This is a genomic window from Rhodoferax sp. BLA1 (genome assembly GCF_013416775.1).
Lineage (GTDB): Bacteria > Pseudomonadota > Gammaproteobacteria > Burkholderiales > Burkholderiaceae_C > Rhodoferax.
In genome coordinates this window covers 344,305-370,410 of sequence record NZ_SZVI01000013.1, presented here as the reverse complement: position 1 = coordinate 370,410, position 26,106 = coordinate 344,305, and the positions used below count along the sequence as shown (strand labels likewise).

Genomic DNA, 26,106 nt, shown 5'->3' with positions numbered 1-26,106 from the left:
CTTGTTATCAAAGGGCTGGAGGCCTATTTAACGCAAAACCAGCACCGGAATGTGTGAGTGCGTCAGCACTTGCTGGGTTTCGCTGCCCAGCAGCAAGCGCTTGACACCCTTGCGGCCATGGGAGGCCATCACGATCAGGTCGCAGTGGTGTTTCTTGGCGGTCGAGATGATGGCGTCGGAGACGATGTCGGATTTGACCGTCACCGCCAGGGTTGTCACGCCTTTGAGTTCAGCGTCTTTTCTCACCTCGTCCACCACCGCCTGACCTTCTTCGGCCCATTGTTGTTCAATGCGGCCGACCTCGGTGGCCTGAAGCGCGAGCCCACCTTCAAAATAACTCTGTGGGTACTGTGGCACCACCTTGATCACCACCAGCTCTGCCTGGCACAGTGCCGCCAGCGAAATGGCGCTGTTGACGGCGGTTTTTGACAGTGGCGAACCGTCTGTGGCCACAAGAATCTTTTCATACATGATGATTTCCTTTGCAGATCAAAAAAAGTGCGCGTTCCTATACTATCAGCCGATTTTGCTACTGCTCAGGTAATTGTGATGAGTTTTCCCCTCGATGCTGACCGCCCCCCCGCCCAACTGGATGCTGTTGCTGGCCGTGGTGCGGCAGATGCTGTGCCACAGCCTGATGCTCAGGAAGACTTGCGGGTTCTGGATGATGAGCAGGAGTGGTCGGCTTTCAGCCGTCCGGACATCGGCCACGCGGGGTGCTGGGAGTCCAATGTCATGATCGAAGGCATGCACTGTGCGGCCTGTGCGCTGACGGTGGAGGACGCACTCAAACGTGTTCCCGGCGTGTTGTCGGCCGATGTGAGCGCCAGCAGCCAGCGTGCCAAGGTGGTGTGGGACGCGCAGTCGGTGCAGCCGTCGCGCTGGATGCAGGCGCTGGCGGGATCGGGTTACCGGGCGCTGCCAGCCAATGACACCTTTGCCCGGGAGCGGCGCCGAGTCGAGGCTCGCAAGGCCTTGTGGCGTGTGATGGTGGCCGGCCTGTGCATGATGCAGGTCATGATGTACGCCTACCCGGCCTACGTGGCCGAACCGGGCGATTTGTCGATGGAGATGGAGCAGCTGCTGCGCTGGGCCTCCTGGGTGTTGACGCTGCCGGTGATTTTGTTTTCCTGCAGTCCGTTTTTTGTCAATGCCTGGCGTGACATCGTGCACCGCCGTATCAGCATGGACCTGCCGGTGGCGCTGGGCATGCTGATCACCTTTGTGGTGAGTACCGCAGGCACCTTCGAGCCGCAGGGCATGTTTGGTCATGAGGTGTATTTCGACTCCCTGACCATGTTTGTTTTCTTTTTGTTGGCCGGGCGCTGGTTTGAGCTGCGCCTGCGTGACCGCACCGCCGGTGCGCTCGAAGCCCTGATGAACCGTTTGCCGGACACTGTGTTCCGGCAGCAAACCGATGGCGGGTTCGAGCGGGTGCCGGTGCGGCGACTGCAGCTTGAAGATGTCATCCAGGTGCGCCCTGGTGAGGCCTTCCCGGCCGATGGGGTGGTGGTGCGTGGCCAGACCTCGGTAGATGAATCGCTGCTGACCGGTGAATCACGGCCGGTGGCACGTGCCGAAGGTGATGTGGTGATCTCGGGCAGCCACAACCTGGCTGGGGTGGTCTTGGTCCTGGTGGAACGCCTCGGTCAGGAAACCCGTTTTGCACAGATTGTCAGCCTGATGGAAAGCGCCTCCACCAGCAAACCCCATCTGGCCAGAATGGCAGACACCGTGGCCAAGCCGTTCCTGATCGGGGTGCTGATTGCGGCCGCGCTGGCCTGCGCCTACTGGTGGGACACCGACCCGGAGCATGCCTTGATGGTGGCCGTGTCGGTGCTGGTGGTGACCTGTCCTTGCGCCCTGTCGTTGGCCACCCCGGCGGCGATGTTGTCTGCGGCTGGTGCGCTGGCGCAAAGGGGTGTGCTGGTGCGCCGACTGGATGCCTTTGAGTCCTTGGCCGCCGTGGACACCGTGATGTTTGACAAGACCGGCACACTCACCCGTGACGCCATGGTGTTGGGCCCGATCCAGGTGGCTGATGGGCTGGACCCGCAGCAGGCGCTGGCCATGGCGGCGGCGCTGGCGCAGCAATCGCTGCACCCGGCCTCGCGGGCACTGGAGGTGGCGGCACAGCAGCTTGGCTTGTTGGGGCACTGGCAGGTGAGGGATGTTGTGGAGTTGCCAGGGCGTGGTTTGAGTGCCAAGCTGGCCCTTTTCGGTGAAACCAACTCGGCCATCGGGGTGCGGCTGGGCTCGGCTGAACACTGTGGTCTGGCACAAGCTGATTCAGACAACTTGAAGGTTCACCTTGTGGATGCACAGCGCTGGCTGGCGACTTTCGAGCTTCAGGAAGACGTTCGCGCCGATGCGGCAAGCACCATTGCCAGTTTGAAGGCGCGTGGCCTGCAGGTTTCGTTGTTATCGGGTGATGCCAGTGACGCGGCGCGTCTGGTGGCGGGGGCGGTGGGCATTGATGTGTTCAAGGGCCAGTGTTCACCGCAGGACAAGCTCGACTTTCTGCGCCAGGCGCAATTGGATCAGCACAAGGTGGCGGTGGTGGGGGATGGCCTCAACGATGGCCCCGTGCTGGCCGGGGCGCACGCCTCGTTTGCATTTGGCCAGGCGGTGCCTCTGGCACAGGCGCAGGCCGACTTTTTGGTGTCGGGCAGCCGGCTCGGTGATGTCGATCTGGCCATCAGTCTGGCCCGACGCACCATGACGGTGGTCAGGCAGAATCTGTGGTGGGCTGCGGCCTACAACGCGATTTGTGTTCCGCTGGCTGTGGCGGGTTGGTTGCCCGCCTGGCTCGCTGGTATCGGCATGGCCAGCAGCTCATTGCTGGTGGTGGCCAATGCCCTTCGGCTGTCCCGCTTGCAGCCGATCAACAAGGAGATTTGATGGACATCATGTATTTGTTGGTCCCACTTTCGGTGGTTCTGGTGTTTTTTATCATTGGCGGCGTCTGGTGGGCGATATACCGCGGGCAATTTGAAGATGTTGACAAAGAAGGCGAGAGAATACTTAAAGATTGAAGGGGAATTCAAGGGATAATTGACATGTGTCAAATCGGCGGCGCAAGTGAAACAAGACACTTTGCGCCTCAAACTAAGAAGAGGTGAACATGGCATTTGTAAATTCGCAGGCGACGACGTACAGCGATAAAGTTGTACGGCAGTTCGCCATCATGACCGTGGTCTGGGGCGTAGTGGGCATGCTGGTTGGCGTGATCATTGCTGCACAACTGGCGTGGCCAGAGCTGAACCTGGGTATTTCTTACCTGTCTTTTGGTCGCTTGCGACCCTTACACACCAACGCGGTGATCTTTGCGTTTGGCGGCTGCGGCTTGTTTGCGACGTCTTACTACGTTGTCCAGCGGACCTGCCATGTTCGGCTTTTTGCTGAGAAGCTGGCGGCTTTCACATTCTGGGGCTGGCAAATTGTGATTCTGTCAGCAGCGCTGTCCCTGCCACTGGGCTTTACCAGCGGCAAGGAATACGCTGAGCTGGAATGGCCGATTGACATCCTGATCACGGTGATCTGGGTATCGTATGCCATCGTGTTTTTTGGCACGGTGGGTACACGCAAGGTCAAACACATTTACGTGGCCAACTGGTTTTTTGGCGCCTTCATTTTGGCGGTTGCTTTGCTGCACTTGGTCAACAGCGCAGCCATTCCGGTGGGTGCCATGAAGTCTTATTCTGCTTACGCAGGTGTGCAAGATGCCATGGTGCAATGGTGGTATGGCCACAATGCGGTGGGTTTCTTCTTGACCGCAGGTTTCCTGGGCATGATGTATTACTTCATCCCTAAGCAGGCCGGTCGCCCGGTGTATTCGTACCGTCTGTCGATTGTTCACTTCTGGGCGCTGATCTTCACTTACATGTGGGCGGGCCCTCACCACCTGCACTTCACGGCGCTGCCTGATTGGACCCAATCGGTGGGTATGGTGTTCTCCCTGATTCTTTTGGCTCCCAGCTGGGGCGGCATGATCAACGGCATCATGACCCTGTCTGGTGCCTGGCACAAGCTGCGTGATGACCCCATCCTGCGCTTCCTGATTGTTTCCCTGTCGTTCTACGGCATGTCGACCTTCGAAGGCCCGATGATGTCCATCAAGACGGTGAACGCCTTGTCTCACTTCACCGACTGGACCGTGGGTCACGTGCACTCGGGCGCTTTGGGCTGGGTGGGTATGGTCACCATGGGTTCCATGTATTACCTGATTCCTCGCCTGTTTGGTCAGAAGCAGATGTACAGCGTCAAGGCCATTGAAGTTCACTTCTATACAGCCACGATTGGTATCGTGCTGTACATCGCTGCCCTCTGGATCGCCGGTGTGATGCAAGGTCTGATGTGGCGCTCGATCAATGCCGATGGCACCTTGACTTACACATTTGTTGAGTCCGTCAAGGCCAGCTACCCGTTTTATGTCTTGCGCTTGGTGGGTGGTTTGTTGTATCTGGGCGGCATGATCGTGATGCTTTGGAACACGATCAAAACAGCGACCAGCGGACGGGCTGTGTCAGTCAACATCCCTGCTGTTGCAGCGCACGCTTGAGGAAAAAAATATCATGGCGAATTCAAATAACGAAGGTGGTTTTTCCCACGGTGCCATCGAGTCCAACAATGGCTTGATGATTGTTTTGATCCTGATTGTGTTGTTGTTTGGTGGTTTGGTGGAAATTGTTCCGCTGTTCTTCCAAAAGACCACCACTCAACCGGTTGAGGGTTTGAAACCCTATACCGCGCTTGAACTGGCGGGGCGTGACATCTACACCCGCGAGGGCTGCTACAACTGCCACTCGCAGATGATCCGTCCGTTCCGGGCTGAAACGCTGCGTTATGGCCACTACTCGCTGGCTGGTGAGTTCGTTTACGACCATCCCTTCCAGTGGGGCAGCAAACGCACGGGTCCTGATCTGCACCGTATTGGCGGCAAGTACAGCGACCAATGGCAGATCACCCATTTGAACAACCCGCGCGATCTGGTTCCTGAGTCGATCATGCCTGCGTATCCCTGGTTGTCCAAGGCGGTGGTGGATGCAGACAGTCTCCCTGCTCACATGAAAGGTCTTCGTGCGGTTGGTGTTCCTTACACCGATGCCGACATCGCTGGCGCAGCTGAGGCTGTGAAAGGTAAAACCGAAATGGAAGCACTGGTTGCTTACCTGCAAGGTTTGGGTCTTCACGTCAAATAAACCGGGATGCAGTGATGGAAATTGATGTCAACACTGCAAGAGTTGTGGTTACTTTGCTGAGCTTTGTCATGTTCATTGGGATCATGGTGTGGGCTTATTCCAGCAAGAACGCTTCTGAATTCGACGAGGCCGGGAAACTGCCTTTCGATCAGGACTGACTCAGACACTGAGAGGTAAAAGAAATGAGTGATTTTGTAAACGGATTCTGGTCCATGTATGTCGCGGGCCTGGTCGTTGTGAGTATTCTTGCGTGCCTGGTTTTGCTGGTCATGTCGGGCAAAGCCAAGGCCATGACCGCCAGTGACAACACCACCGGCCATGTGTGGGATGACGATTTGCGTGAAATGAATAACCCGCTGCCCAGGTGGTGGAGTTATTTGTTTGTGCTGACCGTGATTTTTGGTTTTGGTTACCTGGCGCTGTATCCTGGATTGGGAAGTTACCCGGGCCTGCTGGGTTGGACCTCCAGTGGTCTGCATGCCGCCGAGATCAAACAAGGTGAAGAACAGACGGCACCGGTGTATGCACGTTTTGCCAACATGACGCCCCAAGACATCGCCAAAGACCCGGCGGCGATGGCCATTGGTGAACGTCTGTACAGCAACAACTGCGCTCAGTGTCATGCTTCTGATGCCCAAGGCAACAAGGGTTTCCCGAACCTGACCGATGGCGACTGGCTGCACGGTGGCGCACCTGAGAAGATCACCGAGACCATCCAGCTGGGTCGGGTTGGCAACATGCCGCCGATGGCTGCAGCCGTGGGTACCGAAGAAGATGTCAAGAATGTGGCGCAGTACGTGTTGAGCCTGTCTGGCAGCCCGCACGATGCGGCCAAGGCCGCTCTTGGCAAAGAGAAGTTCGCTGTGTGTGCCGCCTGCCACGGTGCAGATGGCAAAGGTATGCAAGCCCTGGGTTCTGCCAACTTGACAGACAACATCTGGTTGCACGGTTTTGGTGAAAAGGCCATCATTGAACGTATCAACAACGGCGTGGTTAATGTCATGCCCGCACAGGCCTACCATCTGACTGAGCCGCAAATCAAGGTGCTGACGTCTTACATCTGGGGCCTGTCCAACAAGCAGTAAGCATGTTGGTGTCTGGGGTGGGTGCTTGCACCTGCCAGCATCAGAGCTAGACGCATGATGAGAGGGAAGCAGCTATGTTTCCCTCTTTTTTTATGATGAGGTCAATCGATCTTTGCAGAACCTGAGGATGAAAAAGGTAAACCCATGAAACATGAGTCTCCGAACGACGACAAACCCTGGTGGTCCTACGGCCACGTGTGGCTGGTGATCAGCGGCCCGGTGGCTGTCATTTTTGCGTGCATCGTGACTTTTTATTTCATTGCCAACAGCCCGAACCAGATTGTCTCGGGTCAGGACATTGAAATAGAGCACATCAGGTCATCAAAAACCATTGACAGTGGTGATGCACCCGCCATGATGGCGCGCAACCATGCGGCCACGGGCGTCATCCCCGCCCCCAAAGTGTCCCCTGAGTTGCCGAAGTAAGGACTACTTCGGGTTAACGATGTCTTGCAGCGCGCTGGTGTTGAGGATGTGCACGTGGCGCTGTTTGACAGCGACGATACCGTCTTCGACAAACCTTGAGAAGGTGCGGCTGATGGTTTCCAGTTTGAGACCCAGGTAGCTGCCAATCTCTTCCCGGGTCATCCGCAGAATCAACTCGGACTGCGAAAACCCGCGTGAGTGCAGGCGCTGCGCCAGATTCAGCAAAAAGGCTGCCAAGCGTTCTTCGGCCCGCATGCTGCCCAGCAGCAGCATGACACCATGCTCACGCACAATTTCACGGCTCATGATCTTGTGAACATGGTGTTGCAGCGCATTGACCTCTCTTGACAGCGCTTCAATCTGGGCAAAGGGCATGGCGCAGATTTCGGCATCTTCCAAAGCCACCGCATCGCAGGAGTGGTAGTCGTTGACGATGCCGTCCATGCCAATGATTTCCCCGGCCATCTGAAAACCCGTGACCTGATCGCGCCCGTCTTCAGAGGTGATACAGGTCTTGAAAAAACCGGTGCGGATGGCATACAGGTTGGTGAAGCGCTCACCGTTATGAAAGAGGGTCTCGCCACGCTTGACCTTGCGCCGGGAGCCAATCATTTCATCGATGCGATTGAGTTCATCCTGGGTCAGGCCAATGGGCATACACAGCTCGCGCATATTGCAGTTAGCACAAGCGATTTTGATGGTCTCATAATTCATGATCACGATTTTGACATTGTTCTTCACCAACAGCTGATAAATGTCAAATTGGGCCTATTCGGTTTCTCCCTCTTGGTTGATCAATATCAAGTGTGAAAAAGAGGCCAAGCGGCACAGTTACAGCGTCTGAAATAAGGGAATTTTCAATGATCGAATCTGCAGCAGAACCCATCTCCGAAGCTTTGATCCGGCAATACGACGTGTCCGGACCCCGGTACACCTCCTACCCAACCGCAGATCGCTTCGTGGAGGCATTTACCGCTCAGGATTACGCTTTGGCGCTGGAACAGCGTCGTTCTGGCGCTGCCGCGTTGGCGTTGCCACTGTCTCTGTATGTTCACATCCCATTTTGCGAGGCCCTGTGTTACTACTGCGCCTGCAACAAGATCATCACCAAACACCATGACCGGGCCGCGGCGTACCTGCGTTATCTGAGTCGGGAAGTCGACCTGCACACCCAACACATGGGTCTGGGGCAGGCCGTGTCACAACTGCATTTTGGCGGTGGCTCCCCCACCTTTTTGTCAGACGCCGAATTGCGCGACCTGATGGCCCTGTTGCGCCGCAGTTTCAAGCTGCTCCCAGAGGGTGAGTATTCGATCGAGATCGACCCCCGCACCATCGACAACCAACGCCTGGATGTGCTGGCCGAGCTCGGCTTCAACCGGCTGAGTTTTGGTATCCAGGACTTCGACCCGGCGGTGCAGAAAGCGGTGCACCGCATCCAACCGGCAGAACAGGTGTTTGCGCTGGTGGCTGCAGCGCGTGAGCGTGGTTTTGAGTCGGTCAACGCTGACCTGATCTACGGTTTGCCAGAACAGACCCCCGAGTCGTTTGACCGCACCCTGGCGCAGATCGTGGAGTTGCGGCCCGAACGCATCGCCTTGTATGCCTACGCCCACTTGCCCGAACGCTTCAAACCACAGCGCCGGATCTCCTCGGTCGAGATCCCCACCGCTGCCGCCAAGGTCTCGATGCTGGCGCGCTCCATGGCAGCCTTCATGGCGGCGGGTTATGTCTACATTGGTATGGACCACTTCGCTTTGCCCACGGACTCGCTGGCCATTGCCAAGCGCCAAGGGCGGCTGCATCGCAACTTCCAGGGTTACAGCACCCAGCCCGATTGCGACATGATTGGCTTGGGCGTATCGTCGATTGGCCGGGTGGGCGCCACCTACAGCCAAAACGCCAAGACGCTGGAAGAGTATTACGACTTCCTCGACCAGGGGCAGTTCCCGATTGTGCGGGGCTTGGCCTTGTCGCGTGACGATTTGGTACGCCGCGGTGTCATCATGGCGCTGATGTGCCAAGGGCAGCTGTCCTACGAGTCCATCGAGTCGGCCTATCTGATCGATTTCAAACAGTACTTCGCCAAAGAAATGGAAGCGATGCAAGCCCAGGTGGAGCAGGGTCTGGTGACGCTGGAGGAGTCCGGTATCCAGGTCACAACCAAGGGCTGGTTCTTTGTTCGGGCTGTGGCCATGGTGTTTGACCGCTATTTGCAAACTGACCGTACACGCACCAAGTTTTCCAAAATCCTCTAACCTGAGGGCATGCAAACAGCCCTCGCCACCACCGCCTTGTTCATGGGACTCGCAGGCGGCCCCCACTGTATTGCCATGTGTGGCGCAGCTTGCGCCGGTATCGGGCGTGCTGCGGGTGAACGTCAGCTCTCGGCCATGTGGGTCTTTCAAGGCGGTAGAGTCCTTGGTTACGCGGCCATGGGGGCGCTGGCCGCCGCGTCGATGCAGGGCCTGGGCTGGATGACGGTGCAAAGCGCGGCCTTGCGGCCGGTTTGGACACTGTTCCATGTGGCGGTGCTGGTGATGGGCCTGGTCCTGCTCTGGAACGCGCAGCAACCCATCTGGCTCGAACAACTCGGCAAAAAAATCTGGACCAAGGCGCGTAGCCTAGTGGTCAGCCGGGGTTTGTCGGGCACGCTGGCTCTGGGGGTGTTGTGGGCGCTGTTGCCCTGTGGCCTGTTGTATTCGGCGCTGCTGGTGGCGGGTCTGTCGGGGCATGCGCTGGACGGTGCCCTGGTCATGGCCTTGTTTGCCCTGGGCACCACGGTGTCGATGATGCTCGGGCCTTGGTTGTGGCTGCGTCTGGGACGCAACAGCCAGGGGGATTGGGGTGTCAGGCTGGCTGGCTTGGCCCTGGCGGGCAGTGCGGCCTGGGCGCTGTGGATGGCCTACGCCCACGATCAGGCGCCCTGGTGTCTGCCACCCGGATAGCTTGCTGACCTCAAAGACGCTGCGTTTGTTCTGCTGGATTGGCTCCAGCGGCTGGCTGGGATAATCCAGCCCATGCAACCCAAGTTTTCCGTAGAACCCCAAAGATGGCGCCTGTCCGTGGCGCCCATGTTGGACTGGTCCGATCGCCACTGTCGTTATTTCCACCGGCTGCTGTCGCGCCAGGCCCTGCTGTACACCGAGATGGTGACCACCGGCGCGCTGATCCATGGCGATGTGGCGCGCCACCTGCGTTTTAACCAGGAGGAGCAACCCGTCGCCCTGCAATTGGGCGGCAGCGACCCCGCCGATCTGGCCACCTGCGCCAAGCTGGGCGCGGACTGGGGTTATTCGGAGATCAACCTCAACTGCGGCTGCCCCAGTGAACGGGTGCAGCGCGGCGCCTTTGGCGCCTGCCTGATGGCCGAGCCACAACTGGTCGCGGATTGCGTCAAGGCGATGGTCAATGTGGTTGATGTGCCGGTCACCGTCAAACACCGCATTGGTATCGACCAGGTCGAGAGTTATGACTTTGTCTGCGATTTTGTGGGTGCGGTCAGCCAGGCCGGTTGTTCCACCTTCATCGTGCATGCGCGCAATGCCTGGCTCAAAGGCCTGAGCCCCAAGGACAACCGCGACATCCCGCCATTGCGCTACGACTGGGCCTGCCGTCTCAAACGGGATTTTCCCGATCTGACCATCGTGCTCAACGGCGGTATCACCACCACCGAACAGTTACAGACCCATCTGGCCCAGGTCGATGGGGTCATGCTCGGCCGCGAGGCTTACCACAACCCGTGGTGGCTGACCGAGTGGGATGCGCTGGTGGGTGTTTCACCGGCAGCGGTTGAACTCAGCCGCGAAGCGGTGGAGCAGCAGATGGTGGACTACATGGTCCGTGAACATGCGGCCCACGGTACCCACTGGCCGTCGATTGCGCGGCACATGCTGGGCCTGCGCCATGGTTTGCCGGGTGCGCGCCATTGGCGCCGTGTCTGGAGTGACCACAGCCTTAAAACCTTGCCCCCAGCCCAGGTCATGGCCATCGCCCATGGGCACCAGAATACATAAGAAATTGGTCTCTATCCCTTGATTTGATTGGGTTTGTAGCTATGTTTTTTGTGGTAGCTCGGTGTGACTGGGTCGGTACTGCCGCCGCCGGTGGGTGGCGGTGTGACAGGCTGCGTTACCGCTGTGCCAGGCAGGCAAGTTATCATGACGCCGTTGTGGAAGGCCGCCCGTGAAACGCTGAGTCCTTCCCACCTTTAGTCCAGAATCCTCCCCACCCGTGCGTCTTAATTCCATCAAGTTATCCGGCTTCAAGTCGTTTGCTGAGCCCACCAATTTTTTGTTGCCCGGCCAACTGGTCGGCGTGGTTGGCCCCAACGGCTGCGGCAAATCCAACATCATGGACGCGGTGCGCTGGGTGCTGGGTGAAAGCAAGGCGTCCGAGCTGCGTGGTGAATCGATGCAGGACGTCATCTTCAACGGCACCACCACCCGCAAACCCGCCAGCCGCGCCAGTGTTGAACTGGTGTTTGACAACGACGACCACCGCGCTGGTGGCCAGTGGAGCCAGTTTGCCGAGATCGCCGTCAAACGTGTGTTGACCCGCGACGGCACCAGCAGCTACTACATCAACAACCAGGTGGTGCGCCGCCGTGACGTGCAGGACGTGTTCCTGGGCACTGGCCTGGGGCCACGTGCCTACGCCATCATCGGCCAGGGCACCATCAGCCGCATCATCGAGAGCCGCCCGGAAGAGTTGCGCTTGTTCCTCGAAGAAGCCGCAGGCGTCTCCAAATATAAGGAACGCCGCCGCGAGACTGAAAACCGCCTGCACGACACCCGCGAGAACCTGACACGGGTTGAGGACATCTTGCGCGAGTTGAACGCCAACCTGGACAAGCTGGAAAAACAGGCCGAGGTCGCCAAGAAGTACAACACCTTGTCTGCGGCCGCGTCACTCAAGCAGCACCAGCTCTGGTTTTTGAAGCGCGCCGAGTCCGAGACCGACCAGACCCGCGTGCATACTGAAGCGCAAGAGGCGGTCAACGCGCTGGAATCTCGCATGGCCGACTTGCGCCATGTGGAGTCCGAACTGGAGACCGTGCGCCAGGCCCACTATGCTGCCGGCGACCAGGTCAACCAGGCCCAGGGCAAGCTCTACGAGGCCAGCACCGAAGTCGGCCGCCTGGAGGCCGAAATCCGGTTTGTGGTCGAAGGCCGCCAGCGGGTGGAGCAGCGCCTGATCACCTTGCAAGAACAGGCCGCTCAATGGGCCACGCGCAGCCAAGACGCCCAGACCGAGCTGGAAAACCTGTCCGAGCTGGAACTGCTGGGTGAGGAAAAGAACGAGTTGCTCGCCGCCCAGGTTGAAGACCAGGCCCAGCAGCTGCCCGAACTCGAAGAAGCGCTGCGCCAGGCGCAACGTGCCGCCAACGAACAACGCGCCGGTGTGGCCCAGGTGCAGCAGCAGATTGGGGTGCTGGCCGCTGAGCAGCGCGGCATTGAAGAACAAACGCGCCAGCTCGGCACGCGCCGCGAACGCCTGCAACAAGACCGTCAGAACCTCACTGCGCCCGACGAGGTCGCTTTGCTGGACCTGCAGGCCCAGCTCAGCAACGCGCAGAAACAGGCCGAGATCGAACAGGCCCGGCTGGCTGAGTTGCAAACTAGTGCCCCTGAACTGGACGAACAACGCCGCTTGCAGCAGCAACTGGTCAACACCGAATCTGCCGGTCTGGCTGATTTGTCGGCCCGGCTGGAGGCGCTCAAGGCCTTGCAAGAGCGGGTCAAGACCGACGGCAAGTTACAACCCTGGTTCCAAAAACACGGTCTGGACCATTTGCAAGGCCTGTGGAGCCAGTTACACATCGAACCCGGTTGGGAAAACGCGCTGGAGTCTGCCCTGCGTGAGCGCCTGAGTGCGCTCGAAGTCAGCCGCCTGGAACTGGTGCGGGCTTTTGCCCAGGACGTGCCCCCTGCCAAATTGGCCTTCTACAGCCCGGCCACCCCGGTGGCCACTGCGCCCGCGACCACGTTGGTGCGCCTGGCCAGCCTGCTACGTGTGCACGACGCGGGCCAGCAGGCGGTGCTGGACGACTGGTTGCAAGGCTGCTTCACCACCGAGAACCTGGAAGACGCGCTGAGCCGCCGCGACAGCCTCTTGCCCGGCCAGACCATTTTTGTCCGGGCCGGTCATGCGGTCACACGCAGCAGCGTGAGTTTTTACGCACCCGACTCCGAGCAGGCAGGCCTGCTGGCTCGCGCGCAGGAGATCGAGAACCTGGACCGCCAGCGCCGCGCCCAGGTGCTGATCCATGAGGAGGCCCGCACCCGGCTGGCCCGCGCCGAGGCCGCGTATGCCGACGCCTCGCAGCGTTTGCAAACCGCGCGGCGCGAGGCCACCGAGGTCCAGGCGCGGGTCCACACCCTGCAGGTCGACACTCTGCGCCTGAGCCAAGCTGCCGAGCAGGCGCGCCAGCGCAGCGCCCAGATCTCTGAGGACCTGGCCGAGGTCGATGCCCAGCTCGAAGACTTGCAGGAGCGCCGTGTCAGCGCTGAGGTCCGGTTTGAAGAACTCGACATGCAGCTGGCCGACACCCAGGAGCGCCACGCCCAGCTTGACGACGCGGTGATCACCGCCGAGCGTCGTTTGAACGAATGCCGAGAGCAGCAGCGGGGCCTGGAGCGCCAGATGCAGGAAGCCAGCTTTGCGCTACGCAGCCTGGGTGCACGCCGTGCCGAGTTGTCGCGCGCTATTGAAACCGCAGCGCAACAATCAGACTCTGTAAGGGCTGAGGCTCAAAGAGCCCAAGATGAGTTGCTGCGCCTGAACGACGCCGCGGCCCAAGGTGGCCTGCAACAGGCGCTGGCCGAGAAGCTGGAGCGTGAAAAACACCTGGGTGCCCAGCGCAGCCTCTACGACGACCTGACCGCCAAATTGCGCGCCAGTGACGAACGCCGCCTGCAACTGGAGCGCGCGCTGGATCCGCTGCGTGCACGCATCACCGAGTTCCAGCTCAAGGAGCAGGCAGCCCGGCTCGGCTTTGAGCAATACACCCAGCTGCTGGCCGATGCCCAGGCCGATCTGGAGGCGGTGGCGGCCTCGGTGGCCGACGGCGCGGTGCGGCTGACCGGCCTGCAGGCCGAGATTGACCGCCTCAACCGCGAGATCACTGCCCTGGGTGCGGTGAACCTGGCCGCGCTCGACGAGCTGGCGGTGGCGGGTGAACGCAAGGCATTTCTGGACTCGCAGAGTGCCGATTTGGTGGAGGCCATGAACACGCTGGAGAGCGCCATCAAGAAGATCGACGGTGAAACCCGCGAGCTGCTTTCGGGCACTTTCAACACCGTCAACGAACACTTTGGCCGCATGTTCCCCGAGCTGTTTGGCGGCGGCAATGCGCGCCTGGTGATCAGCGGTGACGAGATACTGGACTCGGGCGTGCAGGTCATTGCCCAGCCACCCGGCAAGAAGAACCAGAGCATTGCGCTGCTGTCAGGTGGGGAGAAAGCCCTGACCGCGATTGCGCTGGTGTTTGCCATCTTTCAGCTCAACCCAGCGCCGTTTTGTTTGCTCGACGAGGTGGATGCGCCGCTGGACGACGCCAACACCGAACGTTATGCGCGGCTGGTGAAAAGCATGAGTCGCGAGACACAGTTTTTGTTCATCAGCCACAACAAAATCGCCATGGAAATGGCACAGCAACTCGTGGGTGTCACCATGCAGGAGCAAGGTGTCTCGCGCATTGTGGCGGTGGACATGGACATGGCCCTGAACATGGCCGATCAAGGGGAAATAGCATGAATTCGTTGCAACTGGGCTTGGGCGCGGCGGGTGGTCTGCTGTTGCTGGCCATGCTGGGTTATTACCTGTGGCTGTCGGGCAAAAGCCGGCCACGCCAGCCGCCAGCCGCAGCCCCCGCTGACACCCAGCCTTTTGAGCGTGAGCCCACCCTCGACATCGCCGCGCTGGACGGCAGTTTTGAGGACCCCGGTTTTGTCATCCCTGCGCCCGAGAAAAAGCCCGCGCTGGACAGCCTGCTTGATGTGATCGCCCCCATCGCACTGGACGCCCCGGTCTCGGGCGACGCAGTGCTGGCGGCCTTGCCACCGACCCGGCGTGTGGGCAGCAAACCCTTTGCGGTGGAAGGCTTCAACACCAGCACCCAGCGCTGGGAGGCACCCCACGCTGGCCAGCGTTACAGCCAGCTGCAAGCTGGTTTGCAACTGGCCAACCGCGCCGGTGCGGTGAACGACATCGAGTTTTCTGAATTTGTGGTCAAGGCCGAAACCTTTTGTGAACTGATCAATGGCACGGCCGACTTCCCTGAGATGCGCCGCGAGGTCACCCGTGCGCGCGAGCTGGACCAGTTTGCCAGCGACCATGATGCGCAGATCGTGTTTGTGCTGCGCGCCCGGCGCTCGGCCTGGAGCGCCAGTTATGTGCAGCAGATGGCGGCGCGCCTGGGTTTTGTGCCGGGTTCGATGCCTGGGCGCATGGTCTTGCCTGGTGCCAGCGGCCCGGTGCCGGTGCTGAGCCTGAGCTTTGACGCCCAGGCGGCGCTCTCTGAGGACATGGCGCAGTCGGCCCTGCGTGATTTGACCTTGGCGCTGGATGTGCCGCAGGTTGACCGCAGCGAACAGGCCTTCACCCGCCTGTGTGAAAGCGCCCAGGTGCTGGCCAAGGAGATGGACGGCATCGTCACCGACGACCACGGTGTGGCGCTGCCGCCCGAGGCCATGTCGGTGATTGCCGCCGAGTTGGAGCAGCTCTACACCACGCTGGAGCAGCGTGAACTCAGCGCCGGTTCGGTGTTGGCGCGCCGCTTGTTCTCTTAACAGACCATGCAGACGCCCGATCTGTTTGCCGTACCGCCGGATGACACCCAGCGCCTGGCCGAGTTGCGCCAGCTGTTGCACACCCACGCCCACCGTTATTACGTCGAGGATGCACCGACCATCCCCGATGCCGAGTACGACCGGCTGTTTCGGGAGTTGCAGGCGCTTGAAGCGGCCCATCCCGATCTGGTCACGCCCGACTCACCGACCCAGCGTGTCGGCGGCAAGGCGTTGGACCAATTCAAGCCGGTACGCCATGTGGTGCCCATGCTCAGCATCCGCACCGAAACCGACACCAGCGCCAGCGGCGCCGAGAATTTTGACGCCCGCATCCGCCGCGAATTGGGCTTGACCGAGAGTGACCCGGCGGTAGGCTATGTGGCCGAGCCCAAGTTTGATGGCCTGGCGATGAGCCTGCGCTATGTCGACGGTGTGCTGGTGCAGGCCGCCACCCGCGGTGATGGTGAAACCGGTGAGGATGTGACGCAAAACATCCGCACCATTGGTCAGATCCCGCTCAGGCTGGTTACCCTCGTGTCTGACCCCCTCTCCCCTGGGGAGAGGGCAGGGGTGAGGGCGATCCCCGCCGTGCTCGAAGTGCGGGGTGAGGTCTACATGCGCCGTGACGACTTTGAGGCCCTCAATGAGCGCCAGCGCCAGAAAATCGCCGCCGGGGCCAAGGGTGAAAAAACCTTTGTCAACCCACGCAACGCTGCCGCCGGTGCGGTGCGCCAGCTCGACCCGGCGATTGCGGCGCAGCGGCCTTTGAGCTTTTTTGCCTACGGCCTGGGTGACATCACGCCACCTGATGCCGGTGGCCCGGTGTTTGCCAGCCATTTCGAGATGTTGCAAACCCTCAAATCATGGGGTTTTCCGGTCTCAGCCCTTGTTCAGCAAGGGCGGGGTGCTGCTGATTTGGTAGCGTATTACACCCGCATTGGTGCGCAGCGCGACAGTTTGGGATTTGACATTGACGGTGTGGTCTACAAGGTTGACAGCTTGGCCTTGCAACGCCAGCTCGGCTTTGTCACGCGTGAACCGCGCTGGGCGGTGGCGCACAAGTTCCCGGCGCAAGAGATGCTGACCACCGTGCTGGCCATCGACGTGCAGGTTGGGCGCACCGGCAAACTCACACCGGTGGCCAAACTGGCACCGGTGTTTGTGGGTGGGGTCACCGTCACCAACGCCACCCTGCACAACGAAGACGAGGCACGCCGCAAGGACGTGCGCGTGGGTGACACGGTGATCGTGCGCCGCGCCGGGGATGTGATCCCTGAGGTGGTGTCGGTGTTACTCGACAAACGGGTGGGTGAGCCCGATGTCTTCACCATGCCGCACAGCTGCCCGGTGTGTGGCAGTGTGGCGGTGCGTGAAGAGGGTGAGGCCGACTACCGCTGCACCGGCGGGCTGTTCTGCAGCGCCCAGCGCAAGCAGGCGATCCTGCACTTTGCCCAGCGCCGAGCGGTGGAGGTCGAAGGCCTGGGCGACAAGCTGGTGGACCAGCTGGTGGAGCGCGACGTGGTGCGCACCTTGCCGGACCTGTACCGCCTGGGCTGGCGTGCGCAGGCCGAGCTGCTGGCGATCAGCCAGGAGCAACTCGCCACCGAGCTGGACCCGAGCAAACAGCAGGCGCTAGCGATGGCGACCTTGTCGGAGCTGGACCGTATGGCGGTCCTGTCCGCACAAAATCTGCTCGATGCGCTGCAAAAATCCAAGCAGACCACTTTGCCGCGTTTCCTCTTTGGCCTGGGCATCCGCCATGTGGGTGAGGCCACGGCCAAGGAGCTGGCGCGGCATTTTGGCCAGCTCGATGCCATCATCGCGGCGCCTGAAGAACAGTTGCTCGAAGTTGCTGATGTGGGCCCCATCGTGGCCCAAAGCATCCGCACGTTTTTTGCACAACCGCACAACGTCGAGGTGGTTGAGCAGTTGCGCGCCTGCGGTGTGACTTGGCCCGAAGGCCCACCCGCCGAGCGCGTGCCCACCCCTTTGAGTGGCAAAACCTTTGTGCTGACCGGTACCCTGCCCACGCTGGGCCGCGAAGATGCCAAGGCGCTGATCGAATCCGCCGGTGGCAAGGTGGCGGGCTCGGTCAGCAAAAAAACCAGTTATGTGGTGGCCGGCACCGAGGCGGGCAGCAAACTCGACAAAGCGCTGGCGCTGGGTGTGCCGGTGTTGGATGAAGCCGGGCTGCAAGCCCTTTTGCAAGGAGTCGAGACATGACCGTACGAACCATTCTCAAAATGGGCGACCCGCGCCTGCTGCGCATCGCCTTGCCGGTGGTGCATTTCGACTCGGACGAGTTGCACCTGCTGATCACCGACTTGCTCGACACCATGCTCGCCAACGACGGCGCCGGGCTGGCGGCGCCGCAGATCGGGGTGGATTTGCAGGTGGTGATTTTTGGCTCGGACCAGCTCAACCCGCGTTACCCCGATGCGCCCGTTGTGCCGCGTACCGTGTTGATCAACCCGACCATCCTGCCGCTGCCGCCTGGACTGGACGACCCCAAAGTGTTGGCGGTGCAGGCCGATGGCGCGCCGTTGTTACCGCAGGTGGTGGAGGATTGGGAGGGTTGCTTGTCGGTGCCGGGCCTGCGCGCCAAGGTACCGCGGTACGAGCGCATCCGGTACACCGGTTTTGACCAGTACGGTGACCCGATTGACCGCACGGTGTCGGGTTTCCATGCGCGTGTGGTGCAGCACGAGTGTGACCACCTGGTTGGCACGCTGTACCCGATGCGGGTGCGGGACTTCAAGGCCTTTGGTTTCACCGAGGTGCTGTTTCCCGGGCTGGATACACCCCAGGATTAAGCACCCGGTTTGGTATCAAATAGATAGCTATTAGCCCTTGTTATATAAGGGCTAGAGGCCAAAAAAGCTTGTAAACCTTAGCTCAGGGTGTCGAGCAACTCGGTCTCGATCTGGATCTGGTTGCGGTTGTGCTGCAACGCCGCACCCTGGATCAGGAAGGTGTCTTCCACCCGCTCACCCAGGGTGTTGATCTTGGCCAGGTTCAGGTCCACCTTGTGGCGCGCCAGCACCAGCGCCACGCTGTAGAGCAGACCGGCGCGGTCGCTGGCCGAGATGTTGAGCAGCCAGCGCTGGGCCTTTTCATCGGGCTTGAGGCTCACGCGCGGTGTGATCGGGAAACTCTTGACCCGGCGTGACACCCGGCCCCGGCTGGGTGCGGGCAGGGCGGCGCTGGTGGCAATCACATGGCCCAGCTCCGACTCGATCATGTTGACCAACTCGCGGTAGTGGTCGGTCAGGTGGGTGGCCACCACCTGGAAGGTGTCCAGTGCGTAACCGTTTTGCGTGGTGTGGATGCGCGCATCCAGAATGCTGAAACCACGCTGGTCAAAAAAGCCGCAGATGCGGGCAAACAGGTCGGCCTGGTCAGGTGTGTAGACCAGCACCTGCAGGCCTTCACCCACCGGCGACGGGCGCGCCCGCACCACCGGTGCGGTGCCACCCAATTGGCGCGACAACATGCGCGTGTGCCAAGCGATCTCGACCGCATCGTGGCGCATGAAGTAACCCACATCGAGCGTGGCCCACAAGGCCTTGTGCGACTCAAACGGCTGCGCCAGCAGGGCCAACTCGATCAAGGCGTCGCGCTGGCGCTCCTGCACCTCGGCGTGTACATCAGGGGCGTGGCCACCCAGCGCGCGTGAGGTGGCGCGGTACAGGTCTTCGAGCAGCTTGCCTTTCCAGGCGTTCCAGACCTTGGGGCTGGTACCACGGATGTCGGCCACGGTAAAGAGGTAGAGCGCGGTCAGCGCGCGTTCGTTGCCCACATGTTTGGCAAAGTTGGCAATCACATCGGGGTCACCCAGGTCAGATTTTTGCGCGATGCGGCTCATGGTCAGGTGTTCACGCACCAGAAACTCGATCAGCTCGGCATCTTCACCACCGATGTCGTGCTGTTTGCAAAAGCGCCGCACCTCCATCGCACCCAGTTTGGAGTGGTCACCGCCGCGGCCTTTGGCAATGTCGTGGAACAGTGCCGCCACATACAAAATCCAGGGTTTGTCCCAGCCGCTGGCCAGTTGTGAGCAAAACGGGTATTCGTGGGCGTGCTCCACCATGAAAAACCGCCGCACATTGCGCAGCACCATCTGGATGTGCTGGTCCACCGTGTAGACGTGGAACAGGTCATGCTGCATCTGGCCGACGATGCGGCGAAACGGCCACAGGTAACGCCCCATCACTGAGGTCTGGTTCATCAGCCGCACCGCATGGGTCAGGCCGCTGGGTTGCATCAAAATCTGGCGGAAGGTGGCGCGGTTGACCGGGTCGTGGCGAAAGTCGCTGCCCATCAGGTTGCGCGCGTTGTAGAGCGCGCGCAGGGTGCGGGCCGACAGACCCTTGAGGCCGTAATGGGTCTGGTAGACCAGGAAAGTGCGCAGGATGGCGTGCGGTTTGCGCTGGTACAGGTCGTCGCTGACGACCTCGATCATGCCGGCCTTGTCCAGAAAATCCTCGTCCAGCGGGCGCAACTGGCGCACCGTGTGGCTTTGCGGGTTCAGCCGCTCTTCGATGTTAAGCAGCAGGATGTGGCTGAGCTGGGTTACCGCCTTGGCTGCCCAGTAGTACTGACGCATCAGCTTCTCGCTGGGGCGCACAAAGGCGCGCTGGTCTTTCGCGATGTCGGGCGGGGTGTAACCAAACGAGGCCGCCACACTGGTTTGCAAGTCAAACACCAGCCGGTCTTCACGCCGACCTGAAAGCAGGTGCAGCCGGGCGCGGATCAGGCGCAGCACCGCCTCGTTGTGTTTGATCTGCCGCACTTCGAACGGCGTGGCCAGACCGGCCTTGGCCAGCGCGCCCCAGTTGGCGCCCAGGCCCGCCGCTTTGGCCACCCACAACACCGTCTGCAGGTCACGCAGGCCACCGGGCGATTCCTTGCAATTGGGCTCCAGCGCGTAGGGAGTGTCCTCGTACTTGTGGTGGCGTTGCTCCATCTCCAGGGTTTTGGCGACAAAAAAGGCGTGTGCGTCGATGGTGGCGAAATAGGCCTTCTGGAAAGCAGCAAACAGGCTCTGGCTACCGGTGATCAGGCGCGCCTCCAGCAGCGCGGTTTGTACCGTGACATCCTTGGCGGCCTCTTCCAGGCAGTCGCTGATGTTGCGCACACTCGAGCCAATTTCCAGGCCAGCGTCCCAACAGCTGCCGATGAAACCCTCAATCAGTGTCTTGAGTGCCGGGTCGGCTTCGGGCGAGACATCGTCGGGCAGCAGCACCAGCACATCCACATCCGAGTGCGGAAACAACTCGTTGCGGCCAAAACCACCCACCGCCAGCAAGGCGCAGCCGCTGCTGAAGCCCGCCTGTTGCCACAGCTGCCTGAGCGCATCGTCTGCCAGCTGCGACAGGCCCACCAAGGCGGCGTTGACACCACGTGTGGCGGCACCACTGCCAGCCAGCTCGGCCAGCATTTGCGCCTTGTCGGCGCGGTATTGGCTGCGCATGATTTTGTGTTGGGTCATGTCGGGCACCGTTGGAGGGGGAAGCAGCTTTAAGCGCTGGGTGCCACAAAGGCCGGGATGGCCGGGCTGTTGGCCGACAGCGTCAGCACCTCGTAACCGGTGGGCGTGACCAGCACCGTGTGTTCCCACTGGGCGGACAAAGAGCGGTCCTTGGTGACGATGGCCCAGCCGTCGCCCATTTCCTTGATCTCACGCCTACCGGCGTTGAGCATCGGCTCGATGGTGATGACCATGCCGGCCTTGAGTTGGTCCAGCGTGCCCGGGCGGCCATAGTGCAACACCTGCGGGTCTTCATGAAACTTGGCGCCAATGCCGTGGCCGCAGAATTCGCGCACCACACTCAGGCCCTGGCCTTCGGCAAAGGTCTGGATGGCGTGGCCGATGTCGCCCAGGTAAGCGCCATCGCGCACCTTCATGATGCCTTTCCACATGGCCTCATAGGTCAGGTTGCACAAGCGGCGGGCCGCCACCGACACCTCACCCACCATGTACATGCGGCTTGAATCGCCATGCCAGCCGTCCTTGATCAGGGTGACGTCGACATTGACGATGTCGCCCTTTTTGAGCGGCTTGTCGTTGGGGATGCCGTGACAGACCTGGTGGTTGACCGAGGTGCAGATCGACTTGGGGTAGGGGTTGTGGCCGCTGGGGGCGTAGTTGAGCGGGGCTGAAATCGCGCCCAACACCTCGGTGGTGTAGGCCTCGGCCAGGTCATTGAGTTCGTTGGTGGTCACGCCAGGTTTGACAAAGGGCGCCAGGTAGTCCAGCAACTCGGCGGTCAGGCGGCCAGCCACGCGCATCCCGGCAATGCCTTGGGCGTCTTTGATGGTGATAGTCATGGGGCCCGATTATCGGTGAGGCTCCAAGCCACTGAGGCGCGTATGCCATCGGCTGCTGGCGTGTGACCCGGCCCGGCTAAAATTCGGTCCAGTTTCGGCCCCGTCCGGCCAGCGGCTTGCGCCGCCAGTGCTGTCCAGTTTTGTCCATCTCTTTCCAGGCCCCCACCGTGACCCTGCATCTCACCCCTTTTGAGGGCGGCAGCGCTCTCAGCGCCTTCCGTGTCCAGCAACTCCTGCCAGCCCTGCAAGCTGTGCACGACAAGATCAACGGCATTGCCGCACGTTATGTGCATCTGGTGGCCAGTGTGGACGCACCTACACCCGCGCTCAAAGACCAACTGGCGGCCTTGTTGACCTATGGCGACCCCTACGCCGGCCCGCAGGATGGCGCATTGATTGTGGTGACACCACGTTTTGGCACCGTGTCCCCCTGGGCCTCGAAGGCCACCGACATCGCCCACAACTGCGGTCTGGCCATCAAACGGGTCGAGCGCATCGTGGAATACCACGTGTCGCTCAAAAGCGGTTTGCTCTCCAAACCGACCCTCAACACCGAACAATTGGCGCAAATTGCCGAGCTGTTGCACGACCGCATGACCGAGAGTGTGATGTTCGAGCGTGCCCAGGCCCTGGACCTGTTCACCGAATTGCCCGCCACCCCGATGGCCCATGTGGATGTGCTCGGCGGTGGCAAGGCCGCGCTGCTCGCCGCCAACACCGAGTTTGGCCTGGCGCTGGCGGCGGACGAGATCGACTACCTGGTCAACGCCTTCACCCAATTGCAGCGCAACCCGACCGATGTCGAGCTGATGATGTTTGCCCAGGCCAACAGCGAACACTGTCGCCACAAGATCTTCAACGCGCAGTTCACCATTGACGGTGTGGCGCAGGACAAGAGCCTGTTTGGCATGATCCGCCACACCCACCAGACCAATCCGCAGCACATGCTGGTGGCTTACTCTGACAACGCCTCGGTGATGGCCGGGGCACAGGTGGAACGTTTCAGTGCTAAATCAGCCTCTAGCCCTTATGAGGTAAGCGCCCCCAGCTATCAAAAGGAAAGCGCCACACAACACATCCTGATGAAGGTGGAAACCCATAACCACCCCACAGCGATCTCGCCATTCCCCGGCGCGGCCACTGGCGCTGGCGGTGAAATCCGTGACGAAGGCGCCACCGGGCGCGGCTCCAAACCCAAGGCGGGGCTGACCGGTTTCACCGTCTCCAAACTCGACTGGGGCCAGAGCGCCGCGTATGGCAAACCGGCCCACATCGCCAGTCCCTTGCAAATCATGACCGAAGGTCCGCTGGGTGGTGCGGCCTTTAACAACGAGTTTGGCCGCCCCAATTTGCTGGGTTACTTCCGCGAATACGAACAGTCTTTGAGCTACACCGTCAAAGACGCTCAAGGCCTAGCTAAGACACAGACCGAACAGCGTGGTTACCACAAGCCGATCATGCTGGCCGGTGGCCTGGGGGTGATTGACCAGAGCCAGACCCACAAGATTGAGTTCCCTGCTGGAAGCCTACTGATCCAGCTCGGTGGCCCGGGCATGCGCATTGGCATGGGTGGTGGTGCCGCCAGCTCGATGACCACTGGCGCCAACGCCGCACACCTGGACTTTGACTCGGTGCAACGTGGCAACCCCGAAATCCAGCGCCGTGCGCAGGAAGTCATCAACCAATGCTGGTTGCAAGGCTCGGCCAACCCCATCCTGGCGATCCACGATGTGGGCGCCGGTGGCTTGAGCAATGCCTTCCCCGAGCTGAGCAACGACGCTCAACGCGGCGCCTTGTTTGACCTGCGTTCGGTGCCGCTCGAAGAAAGTGGCCTTGCGCCCAAGGAGATCTGGTCCAACGAAAGCCAGGAACGTTATGTGTTGGCGATTGGCCCAGATGCCTTGCCGGGCTTCCAGGCCCTGTGTGAGCGTGAACGCTGCCCGTTTGCGGTGGTCGGTGTCGCCACCGAGGCGCGCCAGCTGGTGGTCGGTGATGTCGACCTGGCTAAGCAGCAGGTGGCGCAGCCTGAGGCCGACTTGCCGGTCCACATGCCCATGAATGTGCTGCTGGGCAAACCACCCAAGATGCACCGTGACGTGGCTTCGGTGGAGCGTGTGTTTGCGCCCGTGAACCTGACCGATGCGTCCCTGCAACAAGCCGCCATCGACGTGCTGGCGCATCCCACCGTGGCGTCTAAACGCTTTTTGGTGACGATTGGCGACCGCACCGTGGGTGGTTTGAGCCACCGTGACCAGATGGTCGGCCCCTGGCAGGTGCCGGTGGCCGACTGCGCGGTGACACTGGCCGACTTCAAGGGTTTTGCCGGTGAAGCCATGGCCCTGGGTGAACGCACCCCGCTGGCCACGGTGAACGCCCCCGCCTCGGGTCGCATGGCGGTGGCCGAGGCCATCACCAACTTGCTGGCCGCACCGATGGAGCTGGACCGCGTCAAACTCTCCGCCAACTGGATGGCCGCTTGTGGTGAGGCCGGTGAAGACGCCGCACTGTACGAAACCGTCAAGGCGGTTGGTCTGGAGCTGTGCCCGGCATTGGGTATCAGCATCCCGGTGGGTAAGGATTCACTGTCGATGCGCACCCAGTGGCATGCTGATGGCGCCGCAAAAAAGGTCACCTCGCCGGTGTCGCTGATCGTCACCGCTTTTGCCTCACTGGCCGATGTGCGCGGCACCCTCACGCCGCAATTGAACGCGCTGGACGACACGTCGTTGATCCTGGTCGACCTGGGCCGTGGCCAGAACCGCATGGGCGGCAGCATCCTGGCGCAAACCCTGGGTCAGATGGGCGACAGCGTGCCCGACCTGGACCAGCCGCAAGACCTGATCAACCTGGTCAACGCGGTGAACGCTCTGCGTGCCCAGGGCCAGATCCTGGCTTACCATGACCGCAGCGACGGCGGCCTGTTCGCCAGCGTCTGCGAAATGGCGTTTGCCGGCCATGTGGGTGTGGCGCTTAATGTGGACATGCTGGTGACGGAGGGCGACGGCATCTCTGACAGCCGTATGGACGTGGGTGACAGCAAAAACTGGGCAGGCCAGATCAGCGGTCGCCGCGACGAACTCACCCTCAAAGCCCTGTTCAACGAAGAACTCGGGGTGGTGTTGCAAGTGCGCACCGCAGACCGCAGCGCGGTGTTGCAAACCCTGCGCGAGCACCATTTGAGCCAACATAGCCACATCATCGGCAAAACCCGCCCGGTGGCCTCCGAGATCCAGGCGGGCGTCGGTGAGATCCAGGTCTGGCGCGATGCCAAGGCCGTTTTCAGCGCCAAACTGGCCGACCTGCACCAGGTGTGGGACGCCACCAGCTGGAAGATCTGCCAGCAGCGCGACAACCCCGCCTGTGCCGACGCCGAACACGCTGCCGCTGGTGCACCCGCTGACCCGGGTTTACATGTATATCTGCCAAATCAGGCGCTAGCCCTTTTGGAACAAGGGCAGTCAGCTACCAACACAGTAGCGGCACCCGCCATTGTGCTGGCCCGCCCCAAGGTGGCGGTGTTACGCGAGCAGGGCGTTAACTCACATGTCGAAATGGCCTACGCCTTCACCGAGGCCGGTTTTGAGGCCTTTGACGTGCACATGACCGACCTGCAAACTGGCCGCGCCAACCTGGCCGACTTCAAGGGCGTGGTCGCGTGCGGCGGCTTCAGTTACGGCGACACGCTGGGCGCTGGCATTGGCTGGGCGCGCTCGATCACTTTCAACCCGGTGCTGGCAGACCAGTTCAAGGCGTTTTTTGGCCGTGCCGACACCTTTGGCCTGGGCGTGTGCAACGGCTGCCAGATGTTTGCCGAACTGGCCGACATCATCCCCGGCGCGCAGGACTGGCCGCGCTTCACCACCAACCAGAGTGAACGTTTTGAGGCCCGCCTGAGCCTGGTGGAAGTGCTGGAATCGCCATCACTGTTCTTCCAGGGTCTGGCAGGTAGCCGCCTGCCGATTGCGGTGGCACACGGCGAAGGTTTTGCCAACTTCAAGTATCGTGGCAACGCGGCCAAGGCGATTGCCGCCATGCGTTACGTGGACAACAGTGGCGCCGCCACCGAAGCCTATCCGTTCAACCCGAACGGCAGCCCCGGCGGCCTGACCGCAGTGACCACCGCAGACGGCCGTTTCACCGCCATGATGCCGCACCCCGAGCGCGTGTTCCGCAACGTGCAGATGAGCTGGACCGACCAGGATGTGTCAGGTTTGAGCCCTTGGATGCAGCTGTGGCGCAATGCGCGCAAGTGGGTGGGGTAGCAACAACGGC

19 protein-coding genes are annotated in these 26,106 nt (G+C 61.1%); 15 read left to right on the top strand and 4 right to left on the bottom strand.

The genetic code is table 11. The annotated features are described in order from the left end of the window. Positions 1–27 precede the first annotated feature (27 nt). Positions 28–471, bottom strand: coding sequence for a universal stress protein (locus FDG13_RS17100; protein WP_180130975.1), 444 nt, complete (start codon positions 469–471; stop codon positions 28–30). A gap of 78 nt (positions 472–549) precedes the next feature. On the opposite strand from FDG13_RS17100, the gene FDG13_RS17095 reads away from it, so the two are divergent. The 7 genes from FDG13_RS17095 to FDG13_RS17065 all read left to right on the top strand — a co-directional run bounded on the left by FDG13_RS17095 (position 550) and on the right by FDG13_RS17065 (position 6,712). Further along, a complete protein-coding gene (locus FDG13_RS17095) occupies positions 550–2,901 on the top strand; it encodes a cation-translocating P-type ATPase (protein ID WP_180130973.1) in 2,352 nt (783 codons plus the stop codon). Continuing rightward, complete coding sequence (ccoS, locus tag FDG13_RS17090) at positions 2,901–3,035, top strand: cbb3-type cytochrome oxidase assembly protein CcoS (protein WP_078365925.1); 135 nt, start codon at positions 2,901–2,903, stop codon at positions 3,033–3,035. The genes FDG13_RS17095 and ccoS overlap by 1 nt, the downstream gene beginning before the upstream one ends. A gap of 89 nt (positions 3,036–3,124) precedes the next feature. Then, positions 3,125–4,561, top strand: coding sequence for a cytochrome-c oxidase, cbb3-type subunit I (gene ccoN / locus FDG13_RS17085; RefSeq protein ID WP_180130968.1), 1,437 nt, complete (start codon positions 3,125–3,127; stop codon positions 4,559–4,561). Positions 4,562–4,574: 13 nt separating this feature from the next. Further along, positions 4,575–5,201 carry a cytochrome-c oxidase, cbb3-type subunit II gene (gene ccoO, locus FDG13_RS17080; protein WP_180132551.1) on the top strand — a complete coding sequence of 209 codons (627 nt, stop codon included), beginning with the start codon at positions 4,575–4,577 and terminating at the stop codon, positions 5,199–5,201. A 14-nt stretch (positions 5,202–5,215) separates the two neighbouring features. Next, complete coding sequence (locus tag FDG13_RS17075) at positions 5,216–5,359, top strand: cbb3-type cytochrome c oxidase subunit 3 (protein ID WP_207160680.1); 144 nt, start codon at positions 5,216–5,218, stop codon at positions 5,357–5,359. A gap of 24 nt (positions 5,360–5,383) precedes the next feature. Then, positions 5,384–6,286, top strand: a complete 903-nt coding sequence (gene ccoP / locus FDG13_RS17070) for a cytochrome-c oxidase, cbb3-type subunit III (protein WP_180130965.1) — start codon at positions 5,384–5,386, stop codon at positions 6,284–6,286. Positions 6,287–6,430: 144 nt separating this feature from the next. Further along, positions 6,431–6,712: a nitrogen fixation protein FixH gene (locus tag FDG13_RS17065; RefSeq protein ID WP_180130960.1), complete on the top strand. Its 282-nt coding sequence runs from the start codon at positions 6,431–6,433 to the stop codon at positions 6,710–6,712. Positions 6,713–6,715: 3 nt separating this feature from the next. Here the strand turns inward: FDG13_RS17065 and fnr are convergent, their stop codons facing one another. Next, on the bottom strand, positions 6,716–7,426 hold the full coding sequence (gene fnr / locus FDG13_RS17060) for a fumarate/nitrate reduction transcriptional regulator Fnr (RefSeq protein WP_078366994.1): 711 nt from the start codon (positions 7,424–7,426) through the stop codon (positions 6,716–6,718). A 146-nt stretch (positions 7,427–7,572) separates the two neighbouring features. Between fnr and hemN the strand changes: the two genes are divergently transcribed. The 7 genes from hemN to FDG13_RS17025 all read left to right on the top strand — a co-directional run bounded on the left by hemN (position 7,573) and on the right by FDG13_RS17025 (position 18,317). After that, positions 7,573–8,970 (top strand): oxygen-independent coproporphyrinogen III oxidase, encoded by a 1,398-nt coding sequence (hemN, locus tag FDG13_RS17055; RefSeq protein ID WP_180130957.1) that lies wholly within the window; start codon positions 7,573–7,575, stop codon positions 8,968–8,970. Positions 8,971–8,979: 9 nt separating this feature from the next. After that, positions 8,980–9,660, top strand: coding sequence for a sulfite exporter TauE/SafE family protein (locus FDG13_RS17050; RefSeq protein WP_180130954.1), 681 nt, complete (start codon positions 8,980–8,982; stop codon positions 9,658–9,660). A gap of 72 nt (positions 9,661–9,732) precedes the next feature. Next, positions 9,733–10,728, top strand: a complete 996-nt coding sequence (gene dusA, locus FDG13_RS17045; RefSeq protein ID WP_180130951.1) for a tRNA dihydrouridine(20/20a) synthase DusA — start codon at positions 9,733–9,735, stop codon at positions 10,726–10,728. A 217-nt stretch (positions 10,729–10,945) separates the two neighbouring features. Then, the gene (gene smc, locus FDG13_RS17040; RefSeq protein WP_180130948.1) at positions 10,946–14,470 is read left to right on the top strand and encodes a chromosome segregation protein SMC; all 3,525 of its coding nucleotides are present in this window, start codon (positions 10,946–10,948) and stop codon (positions 14,468–14,470) included. Continuing rightward, positions 14,467–15,504: a cell division protein ZipA C-terminal FtsZ-binding domain-containing protein gene (locus tag FDG13_RS17035; protein ID WP_180130943.1), complete on the top strand. Its 1,038-nt coding sequence runs from the start codon at positions 14,467–14,469 to the stop codon at positions 15,502–15,504. The genes smc and FDG13_RS17035 overlap by 4 nt, the downstream gene beginning before the upstream one ends. A gap of 6 nt (positions 15,505–15,510) precedes the next feature. Then, positions 15,511–17,727, top strand: a complete 2,217-nt coding sequence (ligA, locus tag FDG13_RS17030) for an NAD-dependent DNA ligase LigA (RefSeq protein WP_180130940.1) — start codon at positions 15,511–15,513, stop codon at positions 17,725–17,727. After that, on the top strand, positions 17,724–18,317 hold the full coding sequence (locus FDG13_RS17025; RefSeq protein ID WP_180130937.1) for a peptide deformylase: 594 nt from the start codon (positions 17,724–17,726) through the stop codon (positions 18,315–18,317). Before ligA ends, FDG13_RS17025 begins: the two co-directional genes overlap by 4 nt. A 77-nt stretch (positions 18,318–18,394) precedes the next feature. Here FDG13_RS17025 and FDG13_RS17020 read toward each other — a convergent pair whose 3' ends face one another. Together FDG13_RS17020 and map are read right to left on the bottom strand one after the other, a co-directional pair. Further along, positions 18,395–20,995, bottom strand: coding sequence for a [protein-PII] uridylyltransferase (locus FDG13_RS17020; protein WP_180130934.1), 2,601 nt, complete (start codon positions 20,993–20,995; stop codon positions 18,395–18,397). Between the two features lie 29 nt (positions 20,996–21,024). Next, a complete protein-coding gene (gene map / locus FDG13_RS17015; protein ID WP_180130930.1) occupies positions 21,025–21,834 on the bottom strand; it encodes a type I methionyl aminopeptidase in 810 nt (269 codons plus the stop codon). 167 nt (positions 21,835–22,001) lie between these two features. Between map and purL the strand changes: the two genes are divergently transcribed. Then, complete coding sequence (purL, locus tag FDG13_RS17010; protein ID WP_180130927.1) at positions 22,002–26,096, top strand: phosphoribosylformylglycinamidine synthase; 4,095 nt, start codon at positions 22,002–22,004, stop codon at positions 26,094–26,096. Positions 26,097–26,106 lie beyond the last annotated feature (10 nt).